At 62.7% G+C, this 23,615-nt stretch carries 22 protein-coding genes; 15 read left to right on the forward strand and 7 right to left on the reverse strand.

Annotation, left to right across the window (positions count from 1 at the left end; translation table 11 throughout):
• Positions 1-9 precede the first annotated feature (9 nt).
• The 6 genes from ABD928_RS04765 (at position 10) to ABD928_RS04790 (ending at position 6,887) form a co-directional block, all read left to right on the forward strand.
• Complete coding sequence (locus tag ABD928_RS04765; protein WP_345166614.1) at positions 10-2,409, forward strand: VirB4 family type IV secretion/conjugal transfer ATPase; 2,400 nt, start codon at positions 10-12, stop codon at positions 2,407-2,409.
• Positions 2,406-3,590 carry a TrbL/VirB6 family protein gene (locus ABD928_RS04770; RefSeq protein ID WP_345166616.1) on the forward strand — a complete coding sequence of 395 codons (1,185 nt, stop codon included), beginning with the start codon at positions 2,406-2,408 and terminating at the stop codon, positions 3,588-3,590. Before ABD928_RS04765 ends, ABD928_RS04770 begins: the two co-directional genes overlap by 4 nt.
• On the forward strand, positions 3,587-4,342 hold the full coding sequence (locus ABD928_RS04775; protein WP_223276324.1) for a TrbG/VirB9 family P-type conjugative transfer protein: 756 nt from the start codon (positions 3,587-3,589) through the stop codon (positions 4,340-4,342). Before ABD928_RS04770 ends, ABD928_RS04775 begins: the two co-directional genes overlap by 4 nt.
• A 1-nt stretch (position 4,343) precedes the next feature.
• Complete coding sequence (locus ABD928_RS04780; protein WP_187714637.1) at positions 4,344-5,408, forward strand: TrbI/VirB10 family protein; 1,065 nt, start codon at positions 4,344-4,346, stop codon at positions 5,406-5,408.
• Positions 5,405-6,379: a P-type DNA transfer ATPase VirB11 gene (virB11, locus tag ABD928_RS04785; RefSeq protein ID WP_187714638.1), complete on the forward strand. Its 975-nt coding sequence runs from the start codon at positions 5,405-5,407 to the stop codon at positions 6,377-6,379. Before ABD928_RS04780 ends, virB11 begins: the two co-directional genes overlap by 4 nt.
• 370 nt (positions 6,380-6,749) lie before the next feature.
• Positions 6,750-6,887: a hypothetical protein gene (locus ABD928_RS04790; protein ID WP_187714639.1), complete on the forward strand. Its 138-nt coding sequence runs from the start codon at positions 6,750-6,752 to the stop codon at positions 6,885-6,887.
• Here the strand turns inward: ABD928_RS04790 and ABD928_RS04795 are convergent.
• The 4 genes from ABD928_RS04795 to ABD928_RS04810 are packed head-to-tail and all read right to left on the reverse strand — an operon-like array spanning position 6,884 to position 9,920.
• Positions 6,884-7,156, reverse strand: coding sequence for a hypothetical protein (locus tag ABD928_RS04795; RefSeq protein WP_187714640.1), 273 nt, complete (start codon positions 7,154-7,156; stop codon positions 6,884-6,886). The genes ABD928_RS04790 and ABD928_RS04795 overlap by 4 nt on opposite strands.
• Position 7,157: 1 nt before the next feature.
• A complete protein-coding gene (locus tag ABD928_RS04800; protein WP_345166621.1) occupies positions 7,158-7,766 on the reverse strand; it encodes a TadE/TadG family type IV pilus assembly protein in 609 nt (202 codons plus the stop codon).
• A 10-nt stretch (positions 7,767-7,776) separates the two neighbouring features.
• A complete protein-coding gene (locus tag ABD928_RS04805) occupies positions 7,777-8,361 on the reverse strand; it encodes a TadE/TadG family type IV pilus assembly protein (protein ID WP_345166624.1) in 585 nt (194 codons plus the stop codon).
• Entirely contained in the window at positions 8,358-9,920 is a 1,563-nt protein-coding gene (locus ABD928_RS04810) for a pilus assembly protein (protein ID WP_187714643.1), read from the reverse strand. Before ABD928_RS04810 ends, ABD928_RS04805 begins: the two co-directional genes overlap by 4 nt.
• 208 nt (positions 9,921-10,128) lie before the next feature.
• On the opposite strand from ABD928_RS04810, the gene ABD928_RS04815 reads away from it, so the two are divergent.
• From ABD928_RS04815 to ABD928_RS04835, 5 genes are all read left to right on the forward strand, one after another.
• Positions 10,129-10,329 carry a helix-turn-helix transcriptional regulator gene (locus ABD928_RS04815; RefSeq protein ID WP_187714644.1) on the forward strand — a complete coding sequence of 67 codons (201 nt, stop codon included), beginning with the start codon at positions 10,129-10,131 and terminating at the stop codon, positions 10,327-10,329.
• Positions 10,330-10,556: 227 nt separating this feature from the next.
• Entirely contained in the window at positions 10,557-11,315 is a 759-nt protein-coding gene (locus ABD928_RS04820; RefSeq protein ID WP_223276325.1) for a PEPxxWA-CTERM sorting domain-containing protein, read from the forward strand.
• Between the two features lie 270 nt (positions 11,316-11,585).
• Positions 11,586-12,128, forward strand: coding sequence for an RNA polymerase sigma factor (locus ABD928_RS04825; RefSeq protein ID WP_223276326.1), 543 nt, complete (start codon positions 11,586-11,588; stop codon positions 12,126-12,128).
• A gap of 96 nt (positions 12,129-12,224) precedes the next feature.
• Positions 12,225-13,925 carry a vWA domain-containing protein gene (locus tag ABD928_RS04830; protein WP_345166632.1) on the forward strand — a complete coding sequence of 567 codons (1,701 nt, stop codon included), beginning with the start codon at positions 12,225-12,227 and terminating at the stop codon, positions 13,923-13,925.
• Between the two features lie 120 nt (positions 13,926-14,045).
• On the forward strand, positions 14,046-15,041 hold the full coding sequence (locus tag ABD928_RS04835) for a hypothetical protein (RefSeq protein WP_345166635.1): 996 nt from the start codon (positions 14,046-14,048) through the stop codon (positions 15,039-15,041).
• A 3-nt stretch (positions 15,042-15,044) separates the two neighbouring features.
• Here the strand turns inward: ABD928_RS04835 and ABD928_RS04840 are convergent, their stop codons facing one another.
• The gene (locus tag ABD928_RS04840) at positions 15,045-16,529 is read right to left on the reverse strand and encodes a hypothetical protein (RefSeq protein ID WP_345166638.1); all 1,485 of its coding nucleotides are present in this window, start codon (positions 16,527-16,529) and stop codon (positions 15,045-15,047) included.
• Positions 16,526-17,812: a glycosyltransferase family 4 protein gene (locus ABD928_RS04845; RefSeq protein ID WP_187714649.1), complete on the reverse strand. Its 1,287-nt coding sequence runs from the start codon at positions 17,810-17,812 to the stop codon at positions 16,526-16,528. The genes ABD928_RS04840 and ABD928_RS04845 overlap by 4 nt, the downstream gene beginning before the upstream one ends.
• A gap of 294 nt (positions 17,813-18,106) precedes the next feature.
• Here ABD928_RS04845 and ABD928_RS04850 point away from each other — a divergent pair, with 294 nt between their 5' ends.
• From ABD928_RS04850 to ABD928_RS04865, 4 genes are read left to right on the forward strand one after another with little or no spacing between them, the layout of a single operon-like run.
• Complete coding sequence (locus tag ABD928_RS04850) at positions 18,107-19,006, forward strand: glycosyltransferase family 2 protein (RefSeq protein ID WP_187714650.1); 900 nt, start codon at positions 18,107-18,109, stop codon at positions 19,004-19,006.
• 38 nt (positions 19,007-19,044) lie between these two features.
• Positions 19,045-19,983, forward strand: coding sequence for a lysylphosphatidylglycerol synthase transmembrane domain-containing protein (locus ABD928_RS04855; RefSeq protein ID WP_223276709.1), 939 nt, complete (start codon positions 19,045-19,047; stop codon positions 19,981-19,983).
• On the forward strand, positions 19,980-21,395 hold the full coding sequence (locus ABD928_RS04860) for a protoporphyrinogen/coproporphyrinogen oxidase (RefSeq protein WP_187714652.1): 1,416 nt from the start codon (positions 19,980-19,982) through the stop codon (positions 21,393-21,395). Before ABD928_RS04855 ends, ABD928_RS04860 begins: the two co-directional genes overlap by 4 nt.
• Before the next feature lie 7 nt (positions 21,396-21,402).
• The gene (locus ABD928_RS04865; protein WP_187714653.1) at positions 21,403-22,143 is read left to right on the forward strand and encodes a polysaccharide deacetylase family protein; all 741 of its coding nucleotides are present in this window, start codon (positions 21,403-21,405) and stop codon (positions 22,141-22,143) included.
• Here the strand turns inward: ABD928_RS04865 and ABD928_RS04870 are convergent.
• Positions 22,137-23,606: an oligosaccharide flippase family protein gene (locus ABD928_RS04870; protein ID WP_187714654.1), complete on the reverse strand. Its 1,470-nt coding sequence runs from the start codon at positions 23,604-23,606 to the stop codon at positions 22,137-22,139. The genes ABD928_RS04865 and ABD928_RS04870 overlap by 7 nt on opposite strands.
• Between the last annotated feature and the right edge of the window lie 9 nt (positions 23,607-23,615).

Below are 23,615 nucleotides of genomic sequence, written 5' to 3' on the forward strand. Positions count from 1 at the left end.
GACTCGCTGATGAAGTGGACCGGCGCAGCGCAGTGGATGAAGAAGGAAGCCCAGGCCGGCGACCGCCTTCCCTATGAGCGCCACATCGACGACGCGACCATTCGCCTTCGCGACGGCGCAGTCATGCGCACCCTGCACATCGGCGGGATGGAGTTCGAGACGCAGGACGCGGACCAGCTCGACCATGCGCTGGCCGTGCGCGAGGTCTTGCTCCGGAGCGTGCTCGATGCGCGGTTCGTGCTCTATCACCACGTCGTCCGCCGTCGCGTGACCGTAGCTTCGGGCGGCGAGTTCGACAGTCCGTTCTGCGCAGCGATAGGCAAGCAATGGGACGCGCGGCTGGCTGAGCGCCGCCTGTTCGTGAACGAGCAATTCCTGACCATCGTCCGCCGACCGGCCCGCGGCAAGACCGGCTGGCCGGAGAAGCTGGCGCGCCGTTTTGGTGGCGACAGTACCGACGACACCGGCGCAATCCGCGATCTCGAAGCGGCGACCACGTCGCTTCTCGCCGCGCTCGAGCCCTACGAAGCCCGGCTGCTGTCCACTTACCGGACGGACGCCGGCGAACTCTCGGAGCCGCTGGAATTCCTGTCCAGCATTTACAACGGCGAGATGCGCCCGGTGGTCCTTCCCTCGGAAGATGCCGACCTTGGCCATCATTTGCCCTACAAGCGCATCAGCTTCGGCCTAGACGCGCTCGAGACCGCAGGAGCCGGCGGCCGCAACTTTGCGGCGATGCTTTCGATCAAGGAGTATCCCGCAGAGACCCGCCCGGGCCTGATCGACAACGTCCTTCGCCTGCCGTGCGAGCTGGTGCTGACCGAGACCTTCGCTCCGGCCGATCGCCAGATCGCTCGAGAGCGCATCGACCTTGCCCTGCGCCGCCAGAAAGCGAGCGAAGAGGATAGCGGCACGGAGCGCCGAGAGATGCTCGCCGCCCGCGATGCGCTCGGGGCGGGCCAGGCGGGATTCGGCGATCATCATTTCAGCGTCATGGTGCGCGCCGCCGATCTCGCCGAGCTCGACGCGGCCATGGCAACCGCTTCAGCGGCCATCGCGGACATCGGGGCGATTTCGGTTCGGGAAGACGTGAACCTGGAGCCTCTTTTCTGGGGCCAGTTCCCGGGGAACGAGGGCTACCTCGTCCGCCGCGCGCTGATTTCAACCGCCAATGCTGCCGGCTTCATGTCGCTTCACGGCTTCCCGGTCGGCAAGCCGGAAGGCAACCACTGGGGCGATGCAATCACCGTGTTGGAAACGACCAGCTCAACGCCCTACTTCTTCAATTTTCACGAGGGCGATCTCGGCCATTTTTCGATCATCGGCCCGTCGGGTTCGGGCAAGACCGTCGTCCTCAACTTCCTCACCGCACAGGCGCAAAAGTTCGGACCGCGCACGATCTTCTTCGACAAGGATCGCGGCGCCGAGATCTTCCTTCGCGCGGCGGGCGGCCATTACTCGGTCCTTCGCCCGGGTGAGCCGACCGGCTTCAATCCGCTGCGGCTCCCGAACAATGCGATCAACAAGGCGTTCATCCGCGACTGGCTCGGCGTTCTCCTTGGCGCCGAAGGTCCGGAAGAGCTGGCGACGATCGCTTCGGCGGTCGATGCCTGCTTCGACCAAGACCCGTCGTTCCGTCGCCTCCGCTATTTCCAGGAACTTCTCGGCGGTCGCAGCCGTCCGGAATCGGGCGATCTCGTTTCGCGGCTCGACCCTTGGGTCAACAATGGCGAGCACGCCTGGCTTTTCGACAATGACGAGGATCAGCTCAACCTGACCTCTCGCATCGTTGGCTTCGACATGACGGCGCTGCTCGACAGTCCTCGCTTACGCACGCCGGCCATGATGTACCTCTTCCACCGCATCGACGAACGGCTCGACGGTTCGCCGACCGCTGTTTTGATCGACGAAGGCTGGAAGGCGCTCGATGACCCTGTCTTCGCCGCTCGCATCCGCGACTGGCTGAAGACGCTTCGAAAGCGCAACGCCGTCGTCGGCTTCGCGACGCAGTCGGCACGCGACGCGCTCGACAGCCGCATTTCGGCGGCGCTGGTCGAACAGACCGCTACCATGATCTTTATGCCGAACCCGAAAGCGAAGGCGGAAGATTATTGCGCGGGTTTCGGCCTTTCCGCACACGAACTTGAGCTGATCCGCTCGCTTCCGGCGCACAGCCGGTGCTTCCTGATCCGCCACGCCAACCACAGCGTCGTCGTCCGGCTCGATCTTTCGGGAATGCCCGAGCTGCTGATGATCCTGTCAGGACGTGAAGCAACCGTTCGCCGGCTCGATTCCATTCGCGCCAGCGTCGGCGACGATCCCGCCCACTGGTACCAGCTGCTCACCCGCGCGGCCTGGCCGGGCGACGAAGCGAGCGGCGACGGCATGTACCTCGAGGCTGCCGAGTGAGCTCCTGCCCGACATTCAGCGACGGCGGGCCTTCCGGCATCGCCGAGGCGCTGCGCGTCGTCGATTGCATGAGCGGCGAAGCGGCGTCGTTCGCTTTCTCGCGCCTGTTCGGTTCGAGCGCATTGCTCGGCCAGGCGCTGACTGCCGCTCTTACTCTTTACATAGCCTGGTATGCGATCGGGCTCCTGACCGGACGCACGTCGCTGACGGTGTCGAGCCTGACGCCGCGCATGATGACAATGGGCGTCGCGCTGACTTTCGCAACGTCCTGGGTCGCCTATCAGTCGGTGATCTGGAACCTGCTCGTCGGAGCGCCCGACCAGATCGCCAGCCTGCTGATCGGCACGCAAGGCAGCGCGACGTCGCTGTTCGCCGACCGACTCGACACGATCTTCGCGGTGGTAGCCCAGGCGGCGGCGGCGACGGAGGCCGCGACCGGACAATTGCCGCAGCATGCGACCTCGTTAGCATCCGGACCGGATCTGCTCTGGCTCTCGGCACTCCTTTTGCTTCTGGGAACCGTCGGAGTCTTGCTGGTCGCACGGATCGCGCTTGCGGCAATGCTGGCGCTGGGACCGATCTTCATCATCTGCGGCCTTTTCGAAGGCAGCCGCGGGCTGTTCGAGGGCTGGCTCAAAGCGGCGGTGCTTTTCGCGCTGACCCCACTGCTTGCGGTTCTGATCGGAGGCGGCACGATTGCCCTGCTCTCTCCGATGCTGGATTCGCTCGCCGCTGCTGGCGGTCAGGTGCCGTTGCGGTTGACGACGACCTTGTTCCTCGCAGCCGCGGTCTATTGCGCGCTGATGATCGTCTGCTTGAAGATCGCGGGAACGATGGTGGCCGGGTGGCGGCTACCTTTCAGCACCAGCCGCGACCGCAAGGCGCTGGACGCTGCATCGGCTCAGGCTCAGCAGACTCAGGTTACAGCCACCGGACTTGAACTCGCTCCCGCAGCGGCTGGCAGCAGCGATCCGCGCATGCGAGCGATCATCAGCGCCGCCTCGGGCGGCACGTCAGCGTCGTACGACCGGCCTGCACCGTCCTATCCGCTTCATTCGGCATCAGGCAGCTCGGTCGAATCCGCGCAGCCCACAGTTTCGTCGCGCTCCGACCCCCGCCTCGGGAGCCTGAGCCGCCTTTATCGACCACGCACAGTACAGTTTCAAAGGACCAGTTCATGATGAGGATCCCGGCCGCCGCTCTGGCTTTCGCGCTTCTCTCCACGCCCGTTTATGCCGCCGACCCGCGACTGCAGAGCGTCCATTACCAGCCCGACACGGTGGTGAAGGTGCAGGGGCGCCTTGGCTACCAATCGATGATCGAATTCGCTTCGGGTGAATCGATCGAGAATGTCGCCGTCGGCGATTCCAGCGCCTGGCAGGTGACGCCGAACAAGCGCGCCAACCTGCTGTTCCTGAAGCCGCTGATGCCGAGCGCCCAGACCAACATGACCGTGGTCACTGACCAGCGGACCTACTTGTTCGACTTGAGCGTGGCCAAGGCCGGCGCAACACCGATGTACAACCTGCGCTTCACCTACGGCGCGACGCCGCCTGCACCGACGCAGAGCCAGCCTCAGCGGATCGGCTATCCGACGCTTCTCGCCAGCGCACCATCGAGCCCGCCTGCGGTCGTGGCACCGAAGATCAATTACGATTGGAAGCAAAAGGGCGACAAGGAAATCCAGCCGTCGCGCGTTTATGACGATGGCCGCTCGCTCTATCTGCAATGGGCTGCGGGCGCTGCCATGCCGGCCTTGTTCGAGCGCGACGAGGATGGCCGCGAAGGCCTGCTGAATTATCGCCAGCAGGGCTCGTTCGTCGTTGTCGACAGCGTGCCGAACACGCTGGTGATGCGGCTCGGCAAGGACATCGCTTTGCTCGTCAATCGTCACCCTACCAAGGAACAGCCCCTTCGTGTCGCGGAGCGCTAGGATGAACAACTCACTCGTCCTGCTGGAAAAGCAGCAGCAATCGGATCCCCGGATCGAGCTGGAGCCGGAAACGCTGGCGCTGGCCAAGCGCAACGCTTTCCCTTTGGTCGCTCAGCGCTCGTCGAAAAAGGACGGCATGGGCATGGCTGTCGGTGTTGGCGGCGTCTTGCTGCTGGGCGTGGCAACCTTTGCAACGATGTCCGGATCGCGAGAAGTCCAACCCGCCAAGCCGCCCCAGGCAGCCTCGCTTCCGCAGACCGCCAAGCCGGGCGGGATCGTGGTTCCGGCCGACGCCTTGACGCCGGTGCCGGCTATCGCGCCCGGCGCCGCTCCGACTGACGTTCCGGGCATCACTGGCGTTCCGCCGGTGGGCGCGACGGGGCAGATCCTGCCGCCGGCTGAGGCAGTTAACCCGCACGGTGGACCGGCGCTGATCGTCGATACGAGCTCGAACCCATCGAGCGCCACGGCGTCGCCGCTCGATCCATTCGGAGCTTCGTCGGGCGACGTCGCGAAGGCGACGCGCATGAAGAATCCGGGCCAGACGGTTTCTCAAGGCACTCTTATCCCAGCGGTGCTGGAGACAGCGATCAACAGCGATTTGCCCGGTTATGTCCGGGCGGTCGTCAGCAGCGATGTCCGTAGCTTCGACGGCAGCCGCGTCCTTGTCCCGCGATCATCGCGGCTGATCGGCCAATACAAGAGCGGCGTCGCCAATGGGCAGACGCGGGCCTACGTGATGTGGACGCGCGTCATTCGTCCTGATGGCGTTTCCGTGGCGCTTGGCTCGCCGGCGGTGGACGCCGCCGGCCAGACCGGCCTCACCGGCACTGTCGACACGCATTTCATGAAGCGGTTCGGGTCGGCTCTTCTCCTGTCGATTGTTGGCGCGGCTTCGACGGTCGGAACCGGAGGCAGTGCCCTTCTCGTCTCCGGCGGCCAGAGCGCCGCTTCGGTCGCTGCGCAACAGAACGGGACGATCCCGCCGACCATCAAGGTCAGGCAGGGCCAACCCATTCGCGTGTTCACGGCGAAGGACCTCGACTTCTCGACGGTGGCGGGATGAACGCAACGGCGGAAGTCGCTCAGCTAGGCGTCTACCTTTCCGCTTACCTGGCGCCGTTCCAGCAATGGCTCGACGACGAAAGCGTCACCGAGATCCTCGTCAACCAGCCGGGCGAGGTTTGGACTGAAAGCGCCGGCGCGGCCGGGATGGCGCAGCACGAAGCGCCGGGCATCGACGACGTCCTGCTGAGCCGGCTTGCGGCGCAGGTTGCCCGTTTCAGCCATCAGGGGATCAATCGCGAGCGGCCATTGCTATCCGCCACGCTGCCGACCGGGGAGCGTATCCAGATCGTCAGCCCTCCGGCAACGCGGCGGCATTTCGCCTTGTCGATACGGCGCCATCGATTGCTGGACGTGCCGCTCACGGCTTACGAGCGCGAAGCGAAGGGCGAAACGACCAAGTCGTGGCAAGAGCGCCCCCACGGTGTGAGCGACATCGAATTTCTTCGCCAGGCGGTTCGCGGCGGCGCGACGATCCTGATCTCTGGCGGAACGTCGAGCGGCAAGACGACCTTTCTCAATGCCTTGCTGCGCGAAATCCCGGAACATGAGCGCGTCATCCTGGTCGAGGACACGCCGGAAATCCGGCTCGGCAACCGCAACGGCGTCGGCCTGATCGCGGTCAAGGGCGAGACTGGCCAAGCACGGGTCACCACCGACGACCTGCTTCAGGCAGCGCTGCGCCTGCGCCCCGATCGCATCGTTCTCGGTGAACTTCGCGGCGGGGAGGCGGTCAGCTTCCTTCGCGCGATCAACACCGGCCATCCGGGCTCGTTCAGCACGATCCACGCCAACTCGCCGTCGGGAGCGCTTGAGCAGTTGGCGCTGATGGTAATGCAAAGCGGCCTCGGCCTCTCGCGCATGGACACCATCGCTTACGTCCGATCGGTCGTAGACCTGATCGTGCAGCTCGACCGGCAGGGCGGCCAGCGGGGAATCGCAGCCATTCAACGGACGGCCGATTTCGCCTGAGATTGCCCGCTCGTGAAGTAGACTTTACAAATGGCCATCAAATTGTGGTAAGAACGGGAAGGGCCCGCCGCCACCGTTGAGCGACGCGTATGGCGGACCCGAGGATGTTTGGCGCTGCTGTTTGGGAAGGCGCTTGAACATTTGCCCCTTGGATCAAGGCGCCCCAAATGCCCCAAGGGACGGGCGGTCTGGAAGAGCACCCACTCGGCACCGGACCGCCCATATCTTTAGTTGCTTCGCGTACCGACCGAACCTTATCGAAAGTTAGCTTTGTCAACTTTTATTGTCATAAGGGAAGACCGGGCGGCGCGCGGAAGTCATTGAAGAGTCTGCCGGATCCACCTTTCCGACGTCAGAAGGGGGAAGCGCCATGACGGACAACCGAACGGGGAGCGATCGCAGGGACGACGACCGGCGCAAGGCCGATCGACGCCAGTCCGGACGGGACGATGAGGCTCCGGACCGTCGGCAAAGCGACCGGCGACAGACCGACCGCCGCCAGTCCTAATAGCGCGTCGACAATCCCACGGGCTGGATGATTGCGAGGATCGCCTCGCACAATTTCCCAGGCTCGTGCGGACGGGCGCCGGGCGTCCTCCCCGCCATGTCGAGCGCCTGGATCACGACTTCGCGATGCACCTCGCTCATCTGGGCAAGGCTGACGCACAAGCCGAACAGCAAGGATTGAAGCGATTGGTTCTCAGCGCGGAGGATCGCGACCTCGTCGTCACTGGAAAGGTCTGAGGGCTCGCCATCGAGCATGCGGTTGTGAAGCATGTCAGCAGGTCGACGGGCTGGAGCCGGAAATCGAGAAGTCGGTCCGTTGGCGGACGATGAAGGCAACCTCGCTGGTCAGCCGGCGGTTGTTGAGAATCGACGAGGCGATCAGCGGCTTATACTGATACTCCGCCTCGGCATACATGATGGCGCTTCCGGCTTGAGCAGTAAGTCCGTTGATATTTGGCAACGATGCGTCGGATTTTCCCTTATCCTGAGTCCCGTACTTGGAAACCTTGGCAAGGCCTCCATAGCAGCGCTGCCACCGGATCCATTGCCCAGTCGACGCCGCATTGTTTTGAACAGAGCTCAGGATTACCCGGCCTCGATTTTGGAAGTCGATTCCCGCGCCCGACTTCTGCACACCGACAAAGAGTTGGTTGATATAGGCCTCGCTCATCGGCGTTCGAAGACGACTGGCATTGTCGGCCGTCATCGCCGCGATCTGACGCACACGATGGTTCGCGAGGACGTAATTCGTCATCTCGAGCCCAACAAGGATGAGCGTCATCAACAGCGGCAGGGCAAGGCCGAATTCCATCATGGCCACGCCTCGGTCGGCCACGAGTAGGCCGGTTTTGGCTTTCGCTTTGCGGCGAGTTTCAACCATCGCTACCATCTTACTTGCAGACCTTCGGCGGCGGAGTGCTCACCACTGCCGCATATGGCTCATTGCTGACGATCGTGTTCTCGATGACCTTGGTCGTCGGGCTGAACTTCAGCATCTTTTCGCTGAACTTGAACAAAGTTGGGTAGCTCGCCGTCACCTCGTAATAGATCACGTCCTCGGCCCCCCCGAGACCGTTTTTCCCCCGATCCGCATCCCAAGTGCCGTTGTTGTTGATGTCATCGAAGCAGTAAGTTCCGCTGGCGATGCTTCCAGACGTCACCGGTTCCGGAAGACCGACACCAGTGAAGTCCGAATAACTCTTTTTGACGATCGAAACCGTGGCGTCCTTGCGAAACGAGCGGATCTGCTTGACGACCTCAGCATCAATTTGCGTTCCGGTATATTGGCCGGTTGATGCCATTCTGGCCGCCGCACGGATCGCGCCATTGGAGACCGAGACCGCATAAATCCGATAGCCGACCTCAAGTGTGCCAATGATCAGAAGGCACAACACAGGCAGCAGCATCGCAAATTCGACAAGCGCCGCACCACGCTCGCAAAACTTGAGCGAATAGGCATCAGATCGACAGATCATTTTGATAGCCTTAGCGCGCCGATGTTCTTGCCGATCTCCTTGAACTTCGCGATCAGCTCGGTGCTGTTCGTGCTCACTGCGACCTGGTCATCATTGCTTGCGCAATCGGCCAGCGCGGATGGAACGCTGCTGCCGAAGCCTATCGACCAGATCGATGCTCCGCCCTGCTTGGCCGCATTACAGGCCATCAGCCAGCGGGCAGTATGCCGCTTCTCCAGGTTGCTGCCGTTTCCGTCGGTGACGTTGGTATTGTACGTTCCGCCAACGATCCGGCGATCGAGCTTCTCCACGCCATAGGAATAGTAGCCGGCTGAATCCGGCTCCAAGATTCCGTCCGTCATGAAGATGACGTAGCGGTTGACCGGACGGTCGTTGAAAGTGCTGGGATTGTCAGCAGCGAAGATGCCACCGCGCGAAATGAACCGCGCTCCCCAAATCATCCCGATGTCGTGATAGGTGTTACCGGTCGGCGTCAGGCCATTAACGTAATTCTGCATGTCAGTGCGGCTCATCGTGTTGAGACGCTTCGCTTCCACCGGACAATAGTGATTGTCGCCCAGATAGCTCCCGTCTGGATCATAGATGACCTTAGGAAAGGATGGGACCCATTTGGTATTCGCATTCCCATCAGGAACCTTGTCGATATTGAGGTCGATCGCGCCTGTCGGAATGTCGGGATAGGCCGTGCTCGAAGTCGGCGTTATCGTGCTCACCGTTTGTCGTTCTTCAATACAGCCGTTCCAGGTGGCGTTATTATTGCTTCCGCCAATGTAGTTCTTCACGTTGACGCTGGTGCCAGCGAGATAGCTGGTCACGTCCCACGATTTGGAGCCGTAGTTGTATCCACCGCCCGATTTCGGCCAGCGCGTTTGATAGCTCGGCGACGTTTGGAAGTAGCTTGGGTTCGCCGCGTAAACGAGCTTGCCGACGTTCACGTTCGTAGAATACGGAACGATAGCATAGCGAAGGCGAAGTCCCTGAGACGTCAATTGCGCCTGGGCAGCAGCTAGTTCGTCATAAAGTGCCATCACCGCTTTGCGCAGTGATACGATCTTCTTTTCGCCGCTGATGGAATTATCCATCGAACCGGTCACGTCGAGAACCAAAACAATATCAATGTTGTCGAAGTTCTGGGTCGCGTCGCAGTCGACATTGATCGGAATGCTGGCGCGGCTGAAGATCTTCATGATGGTTGTCGGGACAGTCGTTGCGGCCACGACTTTTACCGTTCCCACATCGGGATGCGTGATGGTCGGCGTGAATGCCGCAGTTCCCATGTAACCCTGCGGGAAATTGAAATTGAAGAATTTCGTCGCCTCGGGTTTCGCGGTCTCAATGTCCTCGTTGGACATCGCGCGACGGCCCGCCAAGGCGGCGGCATCACAAGCTTGGCTGAGGCGCGACTGGGCGAGATGAGCGCGGGCGATATCGAGCCCGCCCCCGATCACCGCCGTCAGCGGGATGATCGCTCCGGCAACGATCGCCATCGTGTTTCCGCGATTGTCGCGCGCAAGGCGCCGACAGGCGGTGGCCAGATGTTTGAAAACGGACTTGCGCATCACGAATCCTGTCCCGTTGGACTGGTGCGCAAACCGCCGCCTCTATTGTGCAACGCCCGCTAATGGACGGTGAAAGTGTACGGTTAACCTTCGATAAGCACCTTCCGCAGGCGGCCTCGACTAAGATCGGCGAAGGTGGTCGCAAGCCGGGTATGACATGCTGATTTCTACTCGGGAAAGCTGGTCCACTGCGGGTGCGGGGCCAAAAATGAAAAACCGTGTGAAGTCGTTGCGTACAGCGCGGAAGTGGAGCCAGACCGAGCTTGGCGAAAAGCTCGGTGTTTCCCGTCAGAGTATTCATGCCATCGAAACCGGAAAGCATGATCCTTCGCTTCCGCTCGCCTTTCGGATCGCCAGCCTGTTCAAGCTCAGGGTCGAAGAAATCTTCGAGGACTCCCAGAAGTCCTAGCGCACCCGTCGGCACGGTCGCCGACCTCCTGAAATCCAGAAAATCTGACGCTGGGTATTTCCCGTTTTGGGACGCGGGCGGAATCTAGCCTGTTGTAAACTCTGCTTCACCTCACTTAACTTTCGTTAACTCCCAGCAAGTTCCTCGATTCTTGCCGGGACGACAGCTTAGCTTCTCGGCCGAGTAATCCATGCGTCCGGCCGGCGCGTCGATCTGGGGGACGACGAATGTTTCGTAAAACGCTTACCTGCGCCGCCGCACTCGCGGCGCTGGCGGCCGCAACTCCAGCGGCTGCCTCCGTGACCATCAGTTTCACCGGCGGCAATAGCGCCACCGACGGAACCGACGGCAACATCCGCACGACGTCGAACGGCGGAATCACTGTCCAGGCCTCGGGCTGGTCCTACGACGGCAACACGCTCGAGCGTGCATGGCTTGGCAGCTACGGCCAAGGCCTTGGCGTTACCAACAACGACGAAGGCAATGGCACGTCGAGCAACAATCACACCGTCGACAATCTGGGCCAGCAGGACTTTGTGCTGTTGATTTTCAACCAGGCGGTGAACATCCAGTCGGCGGTCCTGACGCCGTTCGACATCAGTCCGACGGCAAACGACAACGATGCGTGGGTCAGCTACGCAAATCTCGGCGGCCTTTTCACATCTCCGACGCCGACCGCGGTTCCACTGAACAGCGCGTTGTGGAGTCTGCTGATGGGCAATGACTATACCGTCTCCGGCATCATGGGGTCGGGCTACAGCACGTCATTCAACTCGACGGGCTTCTTCGGAAACGCCTGGCTGATCGGCGCGGCCAATCCGAACCCGGACCGCAACGACGACGGCTTCAAGCTGTCTTCGATCGTCGTCAATCCGACACCGGCCGTTCCTGAGCCGGCGACCTGGGCGATGATGCTGATCGGCTTCGGTGCAGTCGGCTTCTCGATGCGCCGTGGCCGGAGGATCGGCATTCTCCAACAGGCGTAATTTTCGCTCCGCCGCAGTCGTTAAGTCTTCTTGACATATGTGCGACTGTGGAAACATAACTTGTCACAGGGCCCGCTCTTCGATGCGCAAACTCAGGGAGCGGGCCCTGCTTCTGACCAGGCTTTGCCTGACAGGAGCGGGGGGCGGTCTGGACTAGAGAAACCCACTCGGCACCTGGGGCGCTCCCCAAGCTCCTAGCCTGCTGTTCCAACGGCAGGATTTGACTAACGGCGATCAACTGTCACCTTGCGCCGTTGCGGGGCAAGACGGGTGTCAGAAGAGCGCAACGATCCAGAACTACAGCTCGTCGCCGCCGCTCGTGCCGGTGACCGCGATGCGTTCGCGAAGCTTCTGGAAATCCACTACGATCGCATCCACGGGCTCGCCTGGCAGCTGACCGGAACGCGGGCCGACGCTGACGATATCGCCCAGGACGTTTGCTGCGCGCTGGTGGAAAAAATCCACGCCTTCCGCGGGGACGCCAAATTCTCGACCTGGCTGTGCGCCATTACGTTCAACGCCTGCCGCGATTTCCGGCGAAAGCGCCGATCCTTCTGGTCATTTAGCGAGAAACTGACCGATCTTGCCGGCCTTTCCAAGGCGCCAGACGGGCGCGACATGTATGATGCCATCTGGGTGCAAAGCGCCATCTCCCGCCTCAAGCCCGCGCTTCGCGATACGGCGGTCCTGGTCGCGGGGCAGCAGCTATCGCACGCGGAGGCAGCCGAAGTTCTCGGCATTGCGGAAGCGACGGTATCATGGCGGATGCACGAGGTCCGCCGCCTCATCTCAGCGGCAGCAGGTTCGGACTGACCCGAACTTTTTTTGAAAACCCTCAAAGGATTTCCCGCGGACACCCGTCTCAGGTCCAGGCGAGCACTTTCGCCCGCTTCTTTGAGGGAGTTTTCCATGGGGTGCGAATATCGTTTGAGCCTGGCGCTGGGCGCCCTTCTGCTGGCATCGTGCGCAAGCGAGCCGCAAGTCGCTTCGGACGGTAATGCGCCGCCCGCGCCAGTGGCCGAGGCGGACGAGACTGCAGATGCGATCGTCACCACGGGGGCGCGCGTCCGCGTCGGAAATCTGGAGGCCAAAAGCCAGTTCGCGCTTGGCGTCGTCGCTCCGGCCCCGCCCCCGCCGCCGGCACCGGGTTACGTTGCGAACCCTCCGTATCGAGACGTCGGGCGCGACAAGTTCAACGCCTTCGCCGAGAACGCGTTCAAGATCGTGCGCGAGACGCCGGTCTCGACCTTCTCGATCGACGTCGACACGGCCTCCTATTCCTGGGTCCGCGCTTCACTGAACAATAACGTGTTGCCGCAGCCCGCCTCGGTCAGAACCGAGGAGATGGTCAATTATTTCAACTATGACTACGCGCCGCCGAAGACCACGGCGCAGCCGTTCAACACCAACGTCGCCGTCTTCCCGAGCCCGTGGTCGCCGGGGCGCAAGCTCGTTCGCATCGGCATCAAGGGCTACACTGTCCAGAAGACGACGCGGCCCCGCGCGAACCTCGTCTTCCTGATCGACACGTCGGGATCGATGAACGACCCCAATAAGCTGCCGCTCGTGCAAAAGTCGCTCAACATGCTGTTGGACGAGCTCGACGAGCGCGATACCGTGTCGATCGTCACCTATGCTGGCGGAGCAGGTACTGCGCTCCAACCGACTCCGGCGAGCCAGAAGGCCAAGATCCGCTCCGTCATCGACAATCTCGGTGCCGGCGGAAGCACGGCCGGCGCAGAGGGTATTCGCCAGGCCTACCAGCTTGCCGAAGCGAACCTCGACAAGAACGGCGTCAACCGCGTCATCCTGGCTACCGATGGCGACTTCAATGTCGGCATCACCGACCAGAACGAGCTCAAGGGCTATATCGAGCGCGAGCGCGGCAAGGGCGTGTTCCTGTCGGTCCTCGGCTTCGGCATGGGCAATTACAACGATGCCCTGATGCAGACGCTCGCCCAGAACGGGAACGGCACGGCCGCCTACATCGATACGGTCGCGGAGGCCCGCAAGACATTGGTCGAAGAAGCCGGCTCGACGCTCTTCCCGATCGCCAAGGACGTGAAGATCCAGGTCGAGTTCAACCCGGCCGCGGTCGCGGAGTACCGGCTGATCGGATACGAGACCCGTGCCCTCAACCGTGACGACTTCGACAACGACAAGGTCGACGCCGGCGATGTGGGGTCGGGCCAGGCCGTTACCGCACTCTACGAAGTGGTGCCGGTCGGCGGGAAGCGGACGATGGAGGACCTGCGTTATGGGGCGAAGACCAACGCCGCTGCGAAGGGAAGCAGCGAGATCGGCTTCGTGAAGATCCGCTACAAGTTGCCCAAGTCGAACACGAGCCGCCTGATTTCGACTCCGATCGATGCCCGGTTCGAAACGCGGAGCTTCGAGGCTGCGCCGCGCGATGCACGTTTCGCCACGGCGGTTGCGGGGTTTGCCGAGCTTCTGCGTGGCGGTCGCTACACAGGCACGATGAGCTACGACGACATCCTGCGCATCGCGAGTGCAGCGCGCGGGCCGGACGAGTACGGCTACCGGTCCGAGTTCCTCCAGCTGGTGCGGGCCGCGCGAAGCGCCCGGACCATGGCGCAACTCGAACAGTAGCCGCTACGGCCGCCAGCGCTTTCGCCCCCCTGGGCGTTGGCGGCCACCCAAAGCCGCTCGACCGTGATACGATAGTCGTTATGATTTTCCCGGTGCTGCATTCGGAAGGGACACGGGTCGGTGGCGATCGATAGCGACAGTTCGATCCCGCTGCCCACGCCACCGCCGCCGCGCCCGGCCGCGCGGCGGGAAGCAATCGACGCTGCGCTGAGGAACTTCGACGGAGTTGCCGATGCTCCGGCCGCGCGCGCGCAGAAAAATTGGTGGGCGTCGCGCCAGCGGCAGCTCGGCGCTCTCGCGACTGCGGCCATTGTCGCCGTTGTCGGTATTCCGTTGACGCTCACTGTCCTCGAGGATCAGCCTCGTCCCAGCGCTGCGGGGAATAAGATTGCCCCACAGCAGGCGCAGCGATCTCAACCTCCGCCCGATGTCGTGGTGGCTACGCCCGTCAGCGAAGCAGAAGATGCCACAGCTACAGATATTCCGCGTTCGAGACTGCCACTCGAACCGCATGAGACGGCGCCTCAGGCGGCGGTCGAGACGGAGCAAAAGGTTGCCAACTTCGAAGCTCCAGCCGCGATTGCCGCCGCGCCGCCTGCACCCGCGCCGCCACCGCCGCCTCCGCCTCCGCCTGCTCCGGAGCGCGGCTACTCAGCAGGGGATGCAGCCGCCGACAGCGTGGTGGTGACTGGTTCGCGCGTGCGAGAGATGGACGAACCTTCGTCCCAGCATGGCCGCCTTGCTGCCAAGCGAACAGCAGACGCGCTCAAGATTATTTCACCGTCCGAAGCCTACGCGCAATTCCTGCCGCGCCTCCAAAACGCGATCCGCTCCGGAAATCCACGGAACGTCAGCGCGCTGGTGCAATATCCGCTCCGCGTGAGCTCCAAAGCGGGTGTCAGGATCTATCCCGATCGCAAGTCGCTAGAGAAGGATTTCGACCGGATCTTCACTCCCCACGTGCGCGCTGCGATCCTTGCGCAGCGCCCAGACGACCTCTTCGTCCGCGATCAGGGGGCGATGGTGGGGAGCGGCGAAGTTTGGTTCGATCAAACCTGCCGTAATTCCGACTGCTCGAAGGTTGGACCAGTGCGAGTGAAGGCGGTAAATCCCTGACGGCTAGGCTGTTGTTGCGCGCCGATCTCGGATCGCCCCGTACAGCGCAAGCGCCAGTAGCGGGATCAGCCAAATCACCCTCGCCTGGTAACGCTGCGCCACCGCGGAAAGGACGGTGCAGGTCACCGCGTTGCCGAGAATCCCGAGAAACAGCAATGCAATCACCGGCCGCACCTCACGCTCCTTGATGAAGGTCCAGCCAAGCCAAAGGGTCGCCAGCGCAACGCTGATCGCCGTCAGGATGCTGATAACATGGAGCGGAACGGGGCTCTCCTCGCGCGACCAGTTGAGCTGCGGCGTTCCGCTCTCGTCGAGGACGAGGTTGGCTTCGTACGGATAGGGCCGGAAGCTGACCAGCTGGCGAATGATGTTGTAGGAAATTCGCCGGACCTCGAACCACGAATATTCCTTCGCCGCGGCAAGGACGATGTCCGGTTCCTCGGCGCGGATTCTATCGAGTTGTTCGGCGGTCGCGACGTTGACGATGCCGTCGGGACCCCACAGGAATTCCAGCGCTCCGCCCTTCGGCAATCCGTTCGGATAGAGCGTGCAGATCGTGTACTTGAGCTCGGGGCAATGCTTTTCGAGATACCAGCGGGCCGGCCCGTCGTTCACCGATCTTGCCAGCGCGAACGGATAACGTTTCGAAGTCAGGCTCGTTTCGCCGAAGGCAACGCGGTTGACGGCGACGGTCGTCATCCCACCAATCAGCAAAGGCGCGACAACCCAAGCCCAGGTCCAACGCGGAAGCGGATCGTGGAAGTAAAATCGCTTCACCGCGACCCAGCCCAGCCCAAGCGCCGTCATGCCCGCCGCAAGCGGAATGTGGCTGGCGTGCGCGGTAACGGCGAAGGCGGCGATGCCTGTGCAGAGGAGGCGAATACCAAGGCTGAGACGGGTCCACGCGGCGATCAGCAGAACCATCGCGCCGATCAGAAGTCCCGCAAAGATATCCGGAACGGCGAGGTACGAGGCCGGAGCAACGGTTGTCGCGCTTGCAATCAGGACCAGGGATATTGCCGTCCGCCGCGTCGGCAATCCACCGAATGCGCCAAGGGTCGCGACAATCACGATGGCCGCGCAAAGCGCCTGAAAGATGGTTAGAAGAATAAGCGTCGTTGCTGGCGCCGACAGCAGATACGTCGCCACGCTATAGGTGATCGAACGGACGCCGCTCGCCTTCTTCGCGCTATGTTCCGGCGGCGGGGCCGGCAGCCCGGGCGCCGAAGCAACCTGCCCGTCCGACGAGACGTCAAGGCCCTGCACTTTTGCCATCACGAAGGTAACGGCGGCCCGACCACCTTTGTAATAGGCCGCGCTGTCCTGAATGTAGCTTGGGCGGCTGAATGCCAGCAGCGGCCACGACAGCAGGATCGTCGCGAGAAGCGTGAAGGCCAGGAAACGTCGATCCAGTCGTAGCTTTCGCTCCGTCGCCGCATGGGCTTGGGTACTCGCGTTGCCCGCTTGAAGGTTGTGAAGCTCGTTCACGATGCGCTCTCGATAGCGAACAGGGCGTCAATCTTTCGTTTCGTGTCCTCCTTGCCCTTTTTCACGGCAATGGATCGGACGAGTTCGAGCCAGTCGTCGATGGCCTTGGTCTCGGTCCAGCGCTCAGCCAGGGCGGCGCGGCCTGACGCGCCGAGCCGATCCCGCAACGCCGGATCCGAGGCCAGCTTGGTCATGGCGTCGCGAAGGCCATCCTCGTCATCGAACAGGATGCCCCCCGCGCTTTCCTCGACGATTTGCGGATAGGGTCCGAGATTGCGCGCGATGACCGGCGTTCCTTCCCGAAACGCCTCCAGCGCAACCATCGGAAATACCTCGTAGCACAGCGAGGGAGCGATGAGCGCAACCGCGTCGCGATACAGCGCCCGCAGCTTGTCCTGCTCAATCTTGCCGAGGAACTTGACGCTCTTGCACCCTGCTGCAAGCGCACGAAGTTCCGGCTCAAACTCACCGCTGCCGGCAATCAGCAGATCCGCCGGGCTGTCATCGTCGAAGCAGGAGATGGCATCCTGCACACCCTTGAAGCTCTGCAGGCGGCCCACGAACAGGAAGTAAGGCCGGTCATGGGACGATCCGAGAGCCGTTGAGCTCGCTTGCGCATCTGCGTTCGGCATGAAGGACGCCATCGGCAGCATGTCTTTCTTCAGCCCGAACTCCCGATGGCGATCGGCCACGGACTGGCTAAGCGCGATCAGGGCATCGAGGTGCGCGAGATTGTCTTCGAGCAAGGACGTGTGCCGCCACGCCTGGGGCGGTCGGCGAAACGTCAGAGAGCATTTGAAGCACTCGCGGCCGACGCACAGTTCGCGATCATGCCTCCACAAGATGTGGTTGGGGCATACGAGCCAATGGTCGTGAACCGTGCACAGCTTGATGGCTTCGCCCAGTGCAAGAACCGCGGGCCCGCCGACGAGCGAGATGTTGTGGAAGTGGATGACATCGAAGCCCTTGGCGAGGATGGCCTCGATCGCCTTATGCTGGACGACCGGACGTCCTGCCTGCTGCGTCAACAATGTTGATCCGAGCGGCCAACGACTTTCGAGCTGGTGCACTGTTACGCCATCGGGCTGCGGGACCTGCTCCGGCGATGGCGGTGGATGCAGCGCGCTTACGCCGACCTTCCAGGCGTCGGCATCGTAGATGACTTCGACTTCGCAGCCGCGACGGGCGAGCGATTGCACGAAGTTGCGAATGTAAATGCCGTCGCCGCCGAAATTGCACGGCGGATAGAAGGTGGTGACGATCGCGACACGAAGCGGGCTCATTGGGTTCGGACTGTAGTAATTCACACTACCGCCCCGCCGTCACGCATTAAGGCGCGCGTTTCGGCTCGCCGGCCCGTGAAGAACAAAGCTTGTGCCATCTTGGACACCCTAAGACGGCTTCGTCCCCCGACGCGCAACCTGTTCACGGTTGGCTGTTCGAACTTGGCACAGTCAGGGATTGTACGCCCCCCTCAACTTTACTCTAAGCCCGCATTCTATATCATGAATCCCGCATCTGACGATGTGGAGGGGGCGTTGGAAGAAAGCCGGCAACTGGCCGCATCGCGAAGACAGGTGAAACGTGCGGGCGCTACGCCTGCAGTCTCCGTAGTCATCCCGGCCTACAATGAGGAGAACGCGGTCGAAGCGACGGTGGAAACCGTTCGCGCCGAACTGACCAATGCGGGGATCTCCCACGAGATCATCGTCGTCAACGACGGTTCCAAGGACAATACGCTTGAGCGCGCCGAGGCATCGGGAGCGACGGTCGTCAACTTCCCGCACAACGGCGGCTACGGCCGCTCGCTCAAGGCCGGCATCGCCGTGAGCTCGGCACCGCTGATTGCGATCATCGACGCCGACGGCACCTATCCAGCCTCATATCTTCCGGAAATGATCGCCATGACCGCGTACAACGACATGGTCGTTGGCGATCGCGGGACGGCGATGAAGGGCGTGCCCCTGATCCGCCGCCCGGCAAAGTGGGTCCTCAATCGCACGGCAGGCATCCTCGCCGGCCACCGGATTACCGATCTCAATTCCGGGCTGCGGCTGTTCCGTCGCGAAGCGCTGTTGCCGTTTGTCCCGCTCCTGCCCGACGCCTTCTCGTTCACGACGACCATCACCTTGTGCATGCTCGCGTCGGGAATGCGCGTGTCTTACCTGCCGATCGTCTACGGCAAGCGGGTTGGTGTCTCGAAGATGAAAGCCCGCGACTTCTGGAACTTCATGTTCCTGGTCGCCCGGCTGACGGTCTACTTCCAGCCGCTGCGCATCTACATGCCGGCCGGGATGATCCTGTTCGTGCTCGGCTTTTCGAAGGCGATCTACGACGTCTATATCGACAATCTGTCCGAGACCGCGGTGCTCGGCCTGCTTGGCGCAGTCTTGTTGTGGGCGCTGGGCCTGATTGCCGACATGATCGCGCGGCTGAATCTCCGGCCGAGATCGGGGCTGACCCCTCCCCCGGCCTGACGATGGCTTCCACTCCGGAAAGGGCGAGCCAGCGCCGGATGGGCGCGTGGCTCTTTCGAGTTTGCGTGAGCGCGCTGTTGCTCGCGCTGATCTTCTATCTCGTTCCTTTCTCCCAGGTGTGGGCGGCAGCTCTTCAAATCTCGTTGCCGCTCTGGCTTGCGGCGTTGGCGCTGTTCCTGTGCGGACATGCGGCCGCCGCCGCCAAATGGCGGATCCTGATCGGGGGCGGCGTATCCTATCGGCAGGCGTTCCGCGCACACCTTGCAGGACTGGCCGCCAATCTTGCATTGCCCAGCGTCGCGGGCGGTGACGTCGTTCGTGCAGGGCTGGTCATGAAACATGCGGACGACAAGCATCGCCTGGCGATAGGCTCGCTTGCGGACCGATTGCTCGACACCTTGGGGCTGGCAATCATCGCGTTGGCAGCGGCGTGGATTGCGTGGAAGCCCCGGCTGGATTCCGGACTCTGGCTGGGTTGGCCATTGATCGGTCTCGCGGTTCTGGTCGGACTTGGTTTTGCCGCAGCGGTATCGCTCGATCGGCTCACCAGTCGCAGCGAGCCTTCCGGCAAGATCATGCGGCTGCTTGCAAAGCTCGCCCATTCCGCCGCCGAGCTGGTGCGAAACCCCGGCCGCTTGCTGCTCTGCCTGGTGATGTCGATGGCGATCCAGTGCCTGTTCGTCGGCATCAACATCGCCTTCGCTCGCGCGGCGCATATCGAAGCGCCGGTCGCAGCCTGGTTCTATGCCTGGACGACTGCGAAGATCATCGCGATCGCGCCGATCAGCCTCGGCGGGCTGGGACTTCGCGAAGCGAGCATGGCCGGGCTGCTGAAGCCGTTCGGTGCCGATCCCGCACAAGTGATCGCGATCGGCCTGGTGTGGCAGTCGGTGCTCTATGCGAGCGGGCTGATCGGTTTTCTCGTCCAGTTGCGGCGTGCGCCGCCAACGGCGTTGGCTGCGGAGCAATCTTCATGAAGCAAGTGGTGGTTCTCGGCGCTGGCCCGGCGGGCGTTGGCGCGGCGTTGATGCTTGCGAGAAGCGGCAAGGCAGGCGTGCAGGTGCTCGAGCGCGCACCGCGCGTCGGCGGCAATTCGGGGAGCTTCCTGCTGGATGGCATCCACTGCGATTTCGGCAGCCACCGCCTGCATCCATCGACCGAACCGCATCTGCTCGAGATGATCAAAGAAGCGGTCGGCCCCGACCTCTTGTGGCGCCCGCGGCACGGACGCATTCGCCTCCGGGGCCGCTGGATTCACTTCCCGCTGAAGCCGGTGGACTTGCTGTTGCGCCTTCCGAAAGGCTTCACGTTCCAGTTGCTGTGGGATGCCGCGACCAAGCCGTTTCGCCGCGCCGGATCCGGCGAGCCGACCTTCGCCAGCGTACTCCACCAGGGCTTGGGGCCCGCGATGTGCGAAAACTTCTACTACCCCTACATGCGCAAGCTCTGGGCTCTGCCTCCAGAAGAGTTGGCCGTGACCTTGGCGACCCGACGCGTCTCGGGAAGCTCGATCGGCAAGATCCTGAAGAAGATCTTGGGCCAGGTGCCGGGCTTCAAGAAGCCCCACACGGGCGGCTTCTATTACCCACGCAAGGGTTTCGGGCAGATCAGCGAATGCCTTCGCTCTGAGGCCGAGAACGCTGGTGCCGAATTCACCTTGGAGGCATCGATCACCGGCATCGAGCTTGAGAGCGGTCGGGTGAAAGCCGTCCGTTACCAGGCCGATGGCAAGGACTTGCGCGTCGCGACGGACACGGTCTGGTCCACCTTGCCTCTGGCGACGCTTGTCTCGCTCGTCGATCCGCCTGCGCCGCCCGAGGTGGTCGAAGCCGCATCGCGCATTCAGTATCGCGGCATGATCCTGATCTACCTCGTGCTGGAGCAGGACCAGTTCACCGAATATGATGCGCACTACTTTCCGGAATATGCCGTGCCGATTTCGCGCCTCTCCGAACCCAAGAATTACTCGGCAAGCACCGAGCCGAAGGGTGTAACCGTCCTGTGCGCGGAACTGCCGTGCGACCCGCATGAGGATCTCTGGAAGCTTAGCGATGACGCGCTGGGCGCGAAACTTTGCGAATGGCTTGGCGGAGTCGGCCTGCCAGTGACAGCCAAGGTGCGACGGACGGAGACGCGGCGGCTGGGATATGCCTATCCAGTCTACGACCGCGACTTCGAATCTCATCTGAAGGTCGTCGACAAATGGGCCGAAAGCGTTGGCGGCCTTCTGACATTCGGACGGCAGGGCCTGTTCGCGCACGACAATACCCATCATGCGCTCGCCATGGCGAACGGTGCCGTCGACTGCCTGAACCCCGACGGCTCTTTCGACCTCGACAAGTGGCATGCCTATCGCCGCGAATTCGAAACGCACGTGGTCGAGGACTGACGCTCGAATGCTCGTCCTCACCTATCACTCGATCTCGGACGCGGCCGGGCCGACTAGCATCCCGCCAGCGGTGTTCGCCGAACAGATGCAGGTCCTCGCCGACCTGGGACGCCGGGGCGTCACGCTGGACGAGTTCATCGCCTGGCACGAAGGCGACGACAGCAACTCGGGCAACGTCCTCATCACCTTCGACGATGCATTCGACGATTTCGCGCAGGTTGCAGCGCCGATCCTTCGTCGTCACGGATTCTCCGCCCTGATGTTTGTCCCGACCCGGCGGCTGGGCCATCCCGAGGCATGGCAAGGCGCCAACAATCCCGCGCGGCCGCTCATGGACTGGGCGACGGTTCGCGCATTGGCGAAGGACGGCATGGAGTTCGGCGGACACAGCCGTACCCACGCCGATCTTACGAAGCTTGCCCCTGCCGACCGCGAGGAAGAGATTGCCGGATGCGCCGATGACCTGTCGGCGGAGATTGGCAAAGCGGTCGAGGGCTTTGCGGCGCCTTATGGCCGCGTTTCACCGGAAGTCGTGGAGACCATCGGCAAGCATTACCGCGCAGCCTTCGGAGTGCGGCTGGATGTGCCGACCCGTGCTGACAGTCGCTTCGACCTGCCGCGGATCGACATGCACTATTTTCGCGACCGCAAGCACTGGACCGGGCTTCTAGAAGGCCGCCGGACTTACCTCCGGGCGCGGCAGGCGTTGCGGGCGGTTCGTTCGAAGGTGGTCAGCAGCTTCTACTGAGCGAGATGCCCGGCGCGGGCCAGGTGAAGTACGTCCTTCCAAAGCGTTCGATCGATAAGGGGCGCCGCCACGGCATAGAGCGCGACCGCGCCTACCGCTTCGATCCAAACCGGCAACGCAATCAAGACGGTCCCGAGAGCCAGTGCAACGGCAAGCAAGAGCGGTCTCGCCGCAAGCATCAGCGGCGGCGTTTCAACCTTCCGAACCCAGGCGAGGACGTAGGAGCTGACCCAGACGCCCATGCCACCGCCGAGCCCGGCGGCTGCGGCGCCGGTCTCATGGAAACGCGGGACAAGAATGAGGCCGAGTCCGGCGACCGTAATCAAGCCGACGACCTGCGACCGGAAGACCTCGACCTCCTTGTGATCGAGAATCAGCGACCAGCGTGCATGGCCGGCCAGGAACATGACCGGGACCGTCCAGATCAGGATCGCAAGCGAGGTCGCCGCCGCCCCGAACTCTCGGCCGTAGATGATCTCCATGATCGGCTGCGCAGCCAGAGTCACGAACAGGCCGCCGCCGATCGTCGTCCAGGCCATGGTGCGAAAGGAGCTGCGCATGAGCGTGGCAAGCGCCTCCGCGCTGACGCGCGCCATGCGCGATGCCGTTGCGTAGAGATTGAAATGATAGACAAAGCTGAATTGCGCGACCGACGCAGCGAGGCGAGCCGCGCCAGCGTAGAAACCTACTCCTGCACCGCCGACCAGTGAACCCATCAGGAACAAGGGCGCATATTGCGCGGCTGACCAGATCATCGTCCCGAGCGCGACCGGGAGCGCCTCGCGGATTAGCGACGCGTCCTCGAATCGGGTCCACAAACGGACTGGAGCGATCTTCTTCCGCTGAACGTACAATGCGTAAGCGGCGGCAGCGATGATGCCGGCGATCTCGCAAGCTCCGACGAGGACCGCATTCTCGACTCCTCGCACCAGCAGCAGGATGGCCGCGAAGAACACCAGCATGCGAAAGATTTGAGCGAGCGCGATCTGCGCCATCAGGCCAGCGCTCTGCAGCAGCCATTCCTGGTAAAACGCACTGAACAACAGGCTGAGCGCATAGAGCGTGACCAGGCCGTGCAGCGCCGGCGGTCCGCCGAAAATGTTGACGCCGGCGATCATAACCAGAGCGCAGAGAACTGCGACCGCGAAGCGGATCAGGAAGACTTGTGTGGCGAGTTCGCCGCGCTTTTCCGGAGCGGCAGCAGCGCGTCTGACACCGATGGTTGTGAGGCCAAGGTCGACGACCATTCCGAACAAGCCAGCGAGACCGACCACGAATTCCACTTCGCCATAAGATTCGGGGTCGAGGACGCGCGCCAGGTAAGCGAAGGCGAGAACGCCGACGAGCTTGGCGGCAATTTGCCCGGCGACCAGCAGTCCGAGGTCGCGGAAGAACTTGGCGCCACTGCCGGCGAGCTTTCCCCACAATTGCGCCCACGCAGGCGGTGCGGACTCAGACGGCATGGCTTGCCG

This window comes from Sphingomonas daechungensis, assembly GCF_039543105.1.
Classification (GTDB): Bacteria; Pseudomonadota; Alphaproteobacteria; order Sphingomonadales; family Sphingomonadaceae; genus Sphingomicrobium; species Sphingomicrobium daechungense.

Coding starts and splice junctions, on each gene's coding strand:
- ABD928_RS04860 (WP_187714652.1), top strand. CDS start 19,980: ATGAAGCAAGTGGTGGTTCTCGGCGCTGGCCCGGCGGGCGTTGGCGCG.
- ABD928_RS04820 (WP_223276325.1), top strand. CDS start 10,557: ATGTTTCGTAAAACGCTTACCTGCGCCGCCGCACTCGCGGCGCTGGCG.
- ABD928_RS04855 (WP_223276709.1), top strand. CDS start 19,045: ATGGGCGCGTGGCTCTTTCGAGTTTGCGTGAGCGCGCTGTTGCTCGCG.
- ABD928_RS04805 (WP_345166624.1), bottom strand. CDS start 8,361: ATGATCTGTCGATCTGATGCCTATTCGCTCAAGTTTTGCGAGCGTGGT.
- ABD928_RS04790 (WP_187714639.1), top strand. CDS start 6,750: ATGACGGACAACCGAACGGGGAGCGATCGCAGGGACGACGACCGGCGC.
- ABD928_RS04845 (WP_187714649.1), bottom strand. CDS start 17,812: ATGAGCCCGCTTCGTGTCGCGATCGTCACCACCTTCTATCCGCCGTGC.
- ABD928_RS04815 (WP_187714644.1), top strand. CDS start 10,129: ATGAAAAACCGTGTGAAGTCGTTGCGTACAGCGCGGAAGTGGAGCCAG.
- ABD928_RS04780 (WP_187714637.1), top strand. CDS start 4,344: ATGAACAACTCACTCGTCCTGCTGGAAAAGCAGCAGCAATCGGATCCC.
- ABD928_RS04775 (WP_223276324.1), top strand. CDS start 3,587: ATGATGAGGATCCCGGCCGCCGCTCTGGCTTTCGCGCTTCTCTCCACG.
- ABD928_RS04795 (WP_187714640.1), bottom strand. CDS start 7,156: ATGCTTCACAACCGCATGCTCGATGGCGAGCCCTCAGACCTTTCCAGT.
- ABD928_RS04830 (WP_345166632.1), top strand. CDS start 12,225: ATGGGGTGCGAATATCGTTTGAGCCTGGCGCTGGGCGCCCTTCTGCTG.
- ABD928_RS04870 (WP_187714654.1), bottom strand. CDS start 23,606: ATGCCGTCTGAGTCCGCACCGCCTGCGTGGGCGCAATTGTGGGGAAAG.
- ABD928_RS04865 (WP_187714653.1), top strand. CDS start 21,403: ATGCTCGTCCTCACCTATCACTCGATCTCGGACGCGGCCGGGCCGACT.
- ABD928_RS04810 (WP_187714643.1), bottom strand. CDS start 9,920: ATGCGCAAGTCCGTTTTCAAACATCTGGCCACCGCCTGTCGGCGCCTT.
- virB11 (WP_187714638.1), top strand. CDS start 5,405: ATGAACGCAACGGCGGAAGTCGCTCAGCTAGGCGTCTACCTTTCCGCT.
- ABD928_RS04800 (WP_345166621.1), bottom strand. CDS start 7,766: ATGGTTGAAACTCGCCGCAAAGCGAAAGCCAAAACCGGCCTACTCGTG.
- ABD928_RS04765 (WP_345166614.1), top strand. CDS start 10: ATGAAGTGGACCGGCGCAGCGCAGTGGATGAAGAAGGAAGCCCAGGCC.